General features: G+C 40.3%; 9 protein-coding genes. 3 read left to right on the forward strand and 6 right to left on the reverse strand.

What is annotated here, in order from left to right; all coding sequences use genetic code 11:
• Nucleotides 1–186, forward strand: a 186-nt coding sequence (locus VK664_RS07650; RefSeq protein WP_461398042.1) for a hypothetical protein, incomplete at its 5' end; no start/stop codon positions are given.
• A 93-nt stretch (nucleotides 187–279) separates the two neighbouring features.
• On the opposite strand, the gene VK664_RS07655 is transcribed toward VK664_RS07650, so the two are convergent.
• A complete protein-coding gene (locus tag VK664_RS07655) occupies nucleotides 280–876 on the reverse strand; it encodes a Crp/Fnr family transcriptional regulator (protein ID WP_461398044.1) in 597 nt (198 codons plus the stop codon).
• Nucleotides 877–1,236: 360 nt separating this feature from the next.
• Between VK664_RS07655 and VK664_RS07660 the strand changes: the two genes are divergently transcribed.
• Complete coding sequence (locus VK664_RS07660) at nucleotides 1,237–1,812, forward strand: hypothetical protein (protein ID WP_461398045.1); 576 nt, start codon at nucleotides 1,237–1,239, stop codon at nucleotides 1,810–1,812.
• Between the two features lie 298 nt (nucleotides 1,813–2,110).
• Here VK664_RS07660 and VK664_RS07665 read toward each other — a convergent pair whose 3' ends face one another.
• From VK664_RS07665 to VK664_RS07685, 5 genes are all read right to left on the reverse strand, one after another.
• Nucleotides 2,111–4,777 carry an outer membrane beta-barrel protein gene (locus VK664_RS07665; protein ID WP_461398046.1) on the reverse strand — a complete coding sequence of 889 codons (2,667 nt, stop codon included), beginning with the start codon at nucleotides 4,775–4,777 and terminating at the stop codon, nucleotides 2,111–2,113.
• Nucleotides 4,778–5,095: 318 nt separating this feature from the next.
• Nucleotides 5,096–5,554 (reverse strand): hypothetical protein, encoded by a 459-nt coding sequence (locus VK664_RS07670; RefSeq protein ID WP_461398047.1) that lies wholly within the window; start codon nucleotides 5,552–5,554, stop codon nucleotides 5,096–5,098.
• 48 nt (nucleotides 5,555–5,602) lie between these two features.
• Entirely contained in the window at nucleotides 5,603–6,130 is a 528-nt protein-coding gene (locus VK664_RS07675; protein WP_461398049.1) for a YceI family protein, read from the reverse strand.
• Between the two features lie 202 nt (nucleotides 6,131–6,332).
• On the reverse strand, nucleotides 6,333–7,040 hold the full coding sequence (locus VK664_RS07680) for a LytR/AlgR family response regulator transcription factor (protein WP_461398050.1): 708 nt from the start codon (nucleotides 7,038–7,040) through the stop codon (nucleotides 6,333–6,335).
• Between the two features lie 39 nt (nucleotides 7,041–7,079).
• A complete protein-coding gene (locus VK664_RS07685) occupies nucleotides 7,080–8,120 on the reverse strand; it encodes a sensor histidine kinase (RefSeq protein WP_461398051.1) in 1,041 nt (346 codons plus the stop codon).
• Nucleotides 8,121–8,566: 446 nt separating this feature from the next.
• On the opposite strand from VK664_RS07685, the gene VK664_RS07690 reads away from it, so the two are divergent.
• Nucleotides 8,567–9,812: kelch repeat-containing protein (locus tag VK664_RS07690; RefSeq protein WP_461398052.1), on the forward strand; the 1,246-nt coding region annotated here is incomplete at its 3' end.

A 9,812-nucleotide genomic window follows, 5' to 3' on the forward strand; every position in this document is an offset into this window, starting at 1 on the left:
ATAGTTTGTTTTAGTGTTTTTCAAAATGACCGCGATTTCAGCCAAAAGGTGGAGCGTTTGACTGAAATAGCGGTCATTTTGAAATTCCTTGAATTTGGAGTTAAGCTGGAGCCCAGGTCAAATCATTTCCGCAAGATGGCATGTCATTTTTACGCAAGTTTGAATATCTTTTTTCTGCAAGTTTGAATATCTTTTCTGCAACATGGAATTTCCTTTTTCCGCAACATGGAACATCCTTTATAGACAACATAGAATATCCTTAGATAGGTAATATCCTTTTTAGATTTTGCTTCGAATGCGGCTAAGTGTTTCCTGGCTGATGCCCAGGTATGAGGCTATTGCACCCAACGGAACTCGTTCAATCATATGGGGAGCCCTGATGAGGAGGTCATAATATCTCTCGGATGCGGTTTTAAAATGAGCATTTACATACCGTTCTTCAAGACGGATATAATATGTTTCATAAATAATTCTCACAAGGCGTTCGATTTCATGATGAGTACTGAATAGTGCTGTTAATTTTTCACGCGTGATAGACCACAATATGCAACCTTCGATCAACTGGATATTTTCGACTGCCGGACGATGGGTGATGAAGCTGTGGAATGATGTTACGAAGTCGCTTTCAAAAGCAAACCAGTGCGTTACTTCCTTCCCATCCACGTTATAATACCCACGCAGTGCTCCCTGTTGCAGGAAATACATCTGACGACAGACTGTCCCTTCAGTAATTAATCTTTCATTTTTCGGAAGAATTACTTTTTCAAAACTACCGGTCAGGGCATCAACTGCTGATTGACTGAGCGGGTAAAAAGTATTTATATGATTAACCAGGCGTTCGATAAGACGGAAGTTACAAATCAGGTTGGGTCTCACAAACTATATATCTGCAATTGAAATATAAATTCTTGTAATATTATCATTAATTCTATTTTGAAGCAAGGCCAAATCCGACCATCTATTGCCGAACACCCAGGTCAGCGTTAGTTGGGCAGCTGTCAAATCTCCGCGGTGCATTATTAAGGTTGTTCGCATGCCAGCTATAAACGCCACCTGTTCTTTTACAGCTATAGTAGTACATCCAGCGTCACTTTATTTAGCGGTGGGAACAAGACATATATCTGCATATGCGACGAAAAGGCATATTGCCTCGACGAACCGGCACTTCTTATTTTAAACATTACTTGTCATAATCCTTCTTATATATATCAATTCACTTTATAAAAAATGAAGGTTATGAAAAAGATTTTTACACTTTTACTTGCAGCAGGTTCTGTAACTTTTGTATCTGCCCAATCAATGGCGAAAAACGATAAAACGAACAAAAATGATAAGGGTTTTAATGACGATGGTTTTAATAAAGAAATGAAAAAATCTTATCCTGAGCCTAATCGTAACAATCAAAATGACTGGTCTTACCCAGGAACCAATAAATCATATGGTAACGACGGCTGGTCAAATGGAAAAGGAAACAATAATGACAACTATGGTCACCAGGATCAGCGAGATAACTGGGATAACATGGACAACTGGGATAATATGGATACCAGAGACATCAGAGACATCAGGGACATCAGGGATAACCGTGGCTACGATGAACACAGAAGGCAGGAAGAATCAGATCGCATAAACCGCGAGTATGACAGACGCATCAACGACTATAGAAATGATCGTTCAATCAATTCATACGAAAGAAACAGAAGAATTAACCAGGCCGAAAGAGAACGCATGCAAACGATAAAATCCTTTACAGGAGCAGCAACCGTCGGCGCTTTGGCTGGTTTTATCCTCGGAGTATTGGTTTCCAAATAATACTGTTCGGCTAAAACAGTTGATTTAAAAATATACAAGTAAACAGTTCAGGTAAGACGATTCTTTTAAAATAATTCGCTTAAAACGATTCATTTAAAACAATTCACTTAAAACAATTCATTTAAAACAATTCAATACTGATTACAAATAGAAAAGGACCAGTTAAGGCCCTTTTCTTATTTATAGAAATAGCTGAAAGATGAGTTAGGAGTGATGAGTGAAGTTATGAATGAATGAAAATTCAGAACTCTAAAGCTCACCACTTATCACTCACCACTTACAACTCACCACTCACCACTTATGATCCTATTCCCTGCATCGCGCCCTGCGCACCTTCTTCACTCTTCATATTTTTCCGTTTGAAAAGATTCATATCGATCTGGCCGAAGCGGAAAGCAAAGTTTAAACGAAACATCGGTACATCATTAAGGCGGTAGCTATTCTGGATAAAAAATGCACTCTCAGAATATTGATCAAATTTTCTTGTGCCGAAAATATCACTCACACTGAAGGTAACCGAAGCTGCATTGTTCTTCAGGAAGCTTTTCTGTAAAGCCGCGTCTACGCCATAGTTTGCGCGAACATAACCCTGGGATGAGCTTTGTGCACCACCGCCACCGGGACCACCGCCACCAGGACCACCACCAGTGTTCTGATTAACCGGAAGATTTGTTTTTGATTGGTAAGTTGCAGACAACTGCAGTTTAAAATTAGCCGGCATCTTGAAGCTGTTATTCACCTTTGCGAACCAACTCCAGATTGCGTCCTGGGAAGTACCTGTAATATTATCGGTATTGATTTTTGAATTATATACATTCAGGTTACTTGTAAGATCCCACCACTTGGCCAATGTATTTTGTGAAGTAAATTCCATACCGGTAGTGCGGCCTGAATTTGCATTGATATAAGTAGTGATCGGACGTTTTACACCGGTAGAGAGTGAAATGGTATCGATATACCTTGTTATAAGATCTGTTGTGCGTTTGTAATAGGCTGAGACGAGAATAGTATTGTTGCCCGCAAAGGTTTTTGAATAAGAAGCTTCTATAGAATTTGTGAATTCTGGTTTCAGAGATGCATTTCCTCTTCTCCAATTTAACTGGTCTGTTGAATCAATAAAAGGGATAAGCTGCATAAAGAAGGGTCTGTTGACTCTTCGTGTTACACTTAACTGCAACTCCTGCTGATTTTGTAATTTCTGGCTAAGAAAAACCGATGGAAAAAGGCTGATAGGGTATTTGTTTGTGAATTCCTCTTTGGTATCCGTTAACTGACCAACATAATCAGAACTTTCAGCGCGTAACCCAACCTTATATCCAAAATTCTTAATCGAGTTAGCAAACGAAAGATACCCCGCATACACATTATCCTTGTTTTTATAATTGCTTGTAGCTGAAGGAATCAAAACATATTGACCTGTGCCTGCATTATAAAAATAATTTGCCTGGTTATTGGTCAATTTATTCAACTGAACCCTTGCGCCTGCTTCGAGTTTTGCTGACGCACCGAAAACTGTTACATAATCAGTCTGCATAGTCAGAAAACCATTTGTACCGCTGCCTATAATTTGTTGCTGAATGTTTCCTGTTTTTGTACCACCATAATCAGAATATATTTCGGTATTATATAAAGCGCTGCTATTGTTTTTGCCGGCGAAATAGTTGACGTCTGCGGTTAGTTCTTCGCCTTTTTTAGGAAAGAGGTATTTAAATCCACCCTGCAGGCCGGTTGCATTAAACTCGCGGCTATTGCTGGTATTCCTTTCACTGAAACTTACATAGTCGCCGCCTTCATAAGCGCTGTCCGTTCTCAGGAAACCTGTAGGATCGAAACTACCATGTACTTTAACGGCTCCCAGCGAGATGGTTGTACGATTTGTTGCGAAATAATCCACTCCCACTTTTCCAAATACAAAGGCACCTTTCATCCTGTCATTGCTTGTTTGATTTACCAACAGGTTTGGTGTGGTAAGCAGATTCCTGATATCTGTAGATCCTGTGTTCCGGTTTCTCATCTGGTTCACAAATGAGCTTACACTGAAATTGAATTTATCCTGCCTTACACTCAGACTTGCGCCTCCATTCAGACCACCACGTTTGTCGACGCCTGCGTTAATATTACCATTATACCCTTTTTTCTTATTCTTCTTAAGAACGATATTTAATATACCTGCACCTCCGCCAGAAGCGTCAAATTTGGCAGAAGGATTTGTTATCACCTCTACACTTTCGATAGCATCCGCCGGAATCTGATCGAGCGTTAAAGTTGTTGGCCGGCCATCTACATAAAGCTGTGGAGATGCATTCCTCAAAGTAACATTGCCATCGATGTCAACATTTACAGAAGGAACGTTTTTCATTACGTCGACCGCGGTACCACCTGCACTCACAATATTCTGATCAACATTAAATACTTTCTTATCGATATCAAGACGAAGCCTGCTGCTGGAAGCGGTGACCACTACATCCTGCAGTTGCTGCACGTCTGTTTTTAATGTTAGCCTGCCAAGATCTTTTTCAAATCCACCGCTCATTGGTCCAGCTGCGCGACCAGGGGCGGTACTTGCTCCGGAAGTTACAGCCCCGGGTCTTCCACCGCCCGGCCTTTGGCTCATGAAAGAAATAGTATCACTGACCGGTACATAGCCGGTAGCAGATATGTTCAGCACCAGCAGCCCGGTTACAGGAAGTTCTTCCAGGTTAAAATCGCCATTTCCCTGGCTGGTGATTCCTTTAAGCAAAACCTGTTTCATTTGTTTAGTGCTTGTATCCATCTTCCTGTGCAGAAGCATAACGGAAGCATCACGAACAGCTTTACCATTGCTGTCGACCAGCTTTCCATAAATACGACCGATGTTGGCGATCGCTTGCACGGGTCTGCCTGCGCCTTGCATATTCGCAGGGGGCTGTGCCGAAATGGTTAACGAAGTAATGATCGTAACCAGGAAGAAGATAAATTTTTTCATAACAGATGATTAAGTGTTGGTGAGATCTGAAGCTTCGGTAGAATCTAGCAGACGATTAATCCCGATCAGGTCGCAAAAGTATCATGCAGATTCCCGGAAATCCGGCAAATGAGACAAAGGGGGAAAAAGCTGCGACAAATTTGAAAACAGTGGTGAAAACAGTGGTGAGTGGTGAGTGGTAAGTGGTGAGTGAAGTTGAAAAAGAGTTATAAATTACGAAAAAAGGACGGGCCTTTCAGCTTTCATAATTCATAACTCATAACTCATATCTCTCTTATCCATATCTCCTTTTAGTGGAGACGCTTGGCGATGATCAATTTAAATCACAATTCCATCTTTTTTAATTCTGCGAATTGATTGCTTTTTTTCTTCACCCCGGTGCCGGGAGCCAGCAATAAACAGGGGTTCGAAGGTGAACCAGGCCAGGGCCGGGAAGAAATGCATAGGAACTGTTAAACCGGGAAACAATTCGGGGAACTGGGCATCAAGCGGTAAGGTTAAGGCAAAAGACCAGGTAATACTCATAAAAGAAATAAGTACAAAAATCAGGTTGAAGATAAACCTGCCTTTCCGTCCCGGCGATAATTTCTGTAACAGGAAAAACAACACCGAGGCTAGCATGCATACACCGATATTGATCGCTAACAATACAGGAACATTCACAATTTTAGAGAAGTCTGTATAGGTTGCAAACTGGTGAATACGCTGAAAAATGACAGCTGCCGCTGAAGCCATGATGCCTGCAGTCAATCCCAAAAAGAATATACGTTTAAACATACTTATGCTTTTGAAACTGGTACAGAAAGAATATGCGCTTAAACATACTTATGCTTTTGAAACGGGAACAGAAAGATCAATTTTAATTGCCGGCTGCACTTTTTCATGTTTAGGATCGCCAATTCCGAACTCGTTACGGTTCACTTCAAAGCTGCCGGAGAATTTGTTTTGCTCAAACGTAAAAGGTACCTCGATTTCTTTCCTTACACCACGCATTTCAAGCACACCTTTAACAAGGTAACCTGTTGCGGCTTTTGTGATTTCGCTGGAAGTGAATTTTATGGTCGGGTACTTTGCTGCATCAAACCATTGTTCTCCTTTTGCATGCGTATTTTGCATACCATTTCCTGTATTAATGGTGCTTACGTCGATAGAAACGTCCATCACCGAATTCTTAAGATCCTTTTCATCAAAGCTTATATTGCCTTTTAATCCTTTAAAGACACCATTAGGATCTTTGCTTGAAAACTTCACCTCATAATCGTCTGAAATTTTCCACGATGGTACCGCGACAATAGTGAAAGCTGATGCACCAATGATGGCGATTGCAGCTAAAGGATAAAACAGTTTTTTCATTGTTGTATGTTTTTGATTAAAAAAAGAGGGATAAATTCTAAAGAAAGCGAATCTATCAAAATCAAAAACCCGGCTGGTGAAATTGAGACGTAGACCTAAAATTTTGCGACAAAGTTCAAGAGAGTTATGAATTATGAGTTATGAATTATGAAAGGAGTTGCTAAAAGTTTCATCACTCATAACTCATAATTCATAATTCTATTCAGGGTTTTTTCGTGAAAGATTCGATTGCGTCTTTGTAGTTTTCGCCGATGGGAAGCTCCATATCTTTAATGAAAACGCTGTTTTTGCGGATAGCAGTAACAAACGACTTGGAGACGATATATGATTTGTGGATACGCAGGAAAATCGGTGATGGAAGTTCTTCTTCAAGTGACTTCATACTTAAACGCGCTATAATCGGCTTATCTGTGCTTTTCAAATGAATTTTTACGTAATCTTTCAGACCCTCGATCCAGATTATGTCGGAATACATAACCTTGAGCAGGCTATAGTCAACATTTACGAAAAAATAATCCTGGGCGGTATCCTGCTGATCGGCAGGTTTATTTTTTAGTTTATGAAGTTCAAGTGCCTTGTTGCAGGCTTTGATGAAGCGATTGAACTCCACCGGCTTAACCAGGTAATCTACAACATTGAGGTTATAGCTTTCCAGCGCGTATTTCTCATAAGCAGTAACCAGGATAAACATTGAGTTTTGCAGACTGCTTTGAATAAACTGGAGACCGGTAAGTCCGGGCATCTGGATGTCAAGAAATATGAGATCGATAGATTGTTCCTGCATCACTTTTATTGCTTCAAGCGGATTGCTGCAGGTCGCCACCAACTCGAGGAAGGGTACCTTACGAATATTATCTTCCAGCAGTTCAAGTGCCAGTTCCTCATCATCTATGGCGATACAACGTAACATTAGTGCAGGTTTATCTCGATTAGGGCAGGTTTATTTCAATTAGTGCAGGTTTATCTCAAGTGAAACATTAAACCAATCATCTTTCTTCTCGATATTCAGCGAATAAGTTTTGTGATATAACAGTTCAAGCCGGCGTTTTACATTGGCAAGTCCGATACCGGAAGTTTTGTCCCTTGTTTCTACCACGGAGTCATTATACTTATTTTTAACACTGAACTGGAGTATGCCTTCTTTCACTACCAGGCTTATATCAATCTCGGCATTGGTGATCATTCCACTACCATGTTTGAAAGCATTTTCTACAAATGGAATCAATAGCATTGGTTCAATAGTATAATTGCCTTCCAGTTTTTGAAAACAAATATTGATCTTGATATTCCGTCCGAACCGTTGCTTTTGCAGATCGATATAACTCTGAAGATACTCAACTTCTCTTTCCAGCAACACTTTATCTTCATCGGTTTCATATAGCATATAGCGGAGCAGCGAAGAAAGTTTTATCAGCGAGGGCTCCAGTTCATCGGATTTTTTTCGTGCCAGGGCAACCATGTTATTCAACACATTAAACATAAAATGCGGACTGACCTGTGAACGTAGAAAGGACAACTCGGTTTTCAAATGTTCCGTTTCGCGTTCCTTATTGTTTCGATCCTCTTCCAGCTTATCCTTACCCATCCGGAATGCACCGCTGGCAATGATCAAAAAGAAAAATGGAAATAAATTAAATACAAAAAAGTTCCATATTTTATGTTCATGACCCGTAATCAGTAAAGAAAATATGAGGCGATCCCAAAACAATAATATTACTAACGAGACCAAAAGAATAAGCACATATTGTCCGTATTTCTTTTTATAAATTAACCTTGGTATCAAGATATATGCATTGCTGTAGAACAGCACTATTCGCATCAGGTTATTCAGAAAATGCAGGAAGAAAAAGCTTCTGTATTCACTTGGTGCGAGTGAAACTTTGTTGTCCATCACTGGTCGCAACAGTAAAGGAGATATAAAAAACAATATCCAAAACAGGACATGAAGGCTAATCCCCACCCATTTCTTTGTATACCATTGAGTGTTCATCCATGCAAAATAGCAAACTAAATCATTGCTTTTCAGGGAGAATGCGACGAAAACCCAATTTTCATCTACAACAACGATGCTCAGGTATCTTAAATCAATCTTTGGAGCACAGTAGGCAACATTGTAATCCAGCGTTTTGGGACAAGCAAAACAATAGAGCGTTTATTAATAATCGGGATTGGTTAATCAGAAAGGTTATTTGGGATTGCTTAATTGGGATGGCTTAATTGGGATTGGTGAATTGGGATTGGTGAATTGGGATTAATTAATCGGGAAAGGTTAATCGGGATTGGTTTGTAGATTGGGTTAATCGGGATTGGTTTGTGAATTGGGGACGCATCCATTTTAATTCCAGATGCAAATTGTGAAGAGGAGCCGATTAAACGCTATTTGCTTCGTAGAACATTAGAATTGAGTATTTTGCGCATATTCTAATCATGGGTTGTATGTTGAAGTATCCGGGGTTGCTGTTATTGGCCATGTTGTATGTGTGGGAGGGCATTTGCCAAACACATGGACTGCAGTTTTCAAGCCATGAAGTCGTGCCCGAGAAAAGAACTGCATTAAACCTCACCCCGAAGGAACCATTCTGTTTTGATGGCACTACTGAAATTAATTTTGATTTTACTTTCAGGCCAAATCTTGAAACGTATTTTGGATATGTTTTAAGGATCATTACCGATGATGTTAATGCTGCTAACAGCGGAAATGCAACAAACAGCAGGATTTCAAACCAGAAGCAAAACATCGATATTGTCTACAATCAGCGCCTTTTAAACTTCAATTTCATCATTGGTGAAACCTCGAATGTTTTTGAACTCGACTCCATCACCCTTCATAGCAAGTGGAATAATATCAGGATACGTTTTGATCGGAAAACAAGGCGGACATCTTTATATGTCAACGGCCAGATCAGATCTGAAAGTCCGCTGAAAATGGACAACAGGCTTTGCCTGAAAATACTTTTTGGTCTCAATGATCATGAAGGCTTTCAAACAGTGGACCTGCCACCGATGCAGATCAGGAACATAAGGATCATTGAAAACGGGGTACTCAAATACAGCTTTCCCCTGTCGGAGGTGAATGGCAACGAAGCCATCGATTCAGTATCAAACATAAAAGGTATCGCTAAGAACCCCACCTGGATCAAACCTAAACATCAGCATTGGCAGGAGATCTCTGCTTTTTCTACCGCAGGTTCTGCAAGCGTGGCATTTGATGACAGTAGTGAACTCCTGTACATCATATCCCGTGACAGTTTGTACCAGGTCTCAATGAAAAACATGTTGATGTCCGGTACCAGGCTCGCACAAAGCCGCGTCGTACTGCCTCCGGGTAACCAGGCTGTATTTGACAGATTAACTCACAAGCTGATCAATTTTTACATAGATGAAAAACAGGTTGGCATTTATAACCCTGCCGCCAATAAATGGGATTTGAATTTTACACTCAGACTACTGACTGAATTCTGGCAGGCCAATAAATTCTTATCTGCCCCGGACTCCTCTTTATATGTTGTCGGAGGTTATGGCCAGCTTCAATATAAAAACAGTATATACCGGTATCATTTTTCATCAAAAAAATGGGATACGATTGCAACAAAAGGTAATTTTTTCATGCCCCGTTATCTTGCAGCACTTGGAACTAATGCAGCAAGAGACACTGCGTATATACTGGGCGGTTATGGTAGTA

Origin of the sequence: Flavitalea sp. (assembly GCF_035489435.1) — a bacterium.
GTDB lineage: Bacteria > Bacteroidota > Bacteroidia > Chitinophagales > Chitinophagaceae > DATHKG01.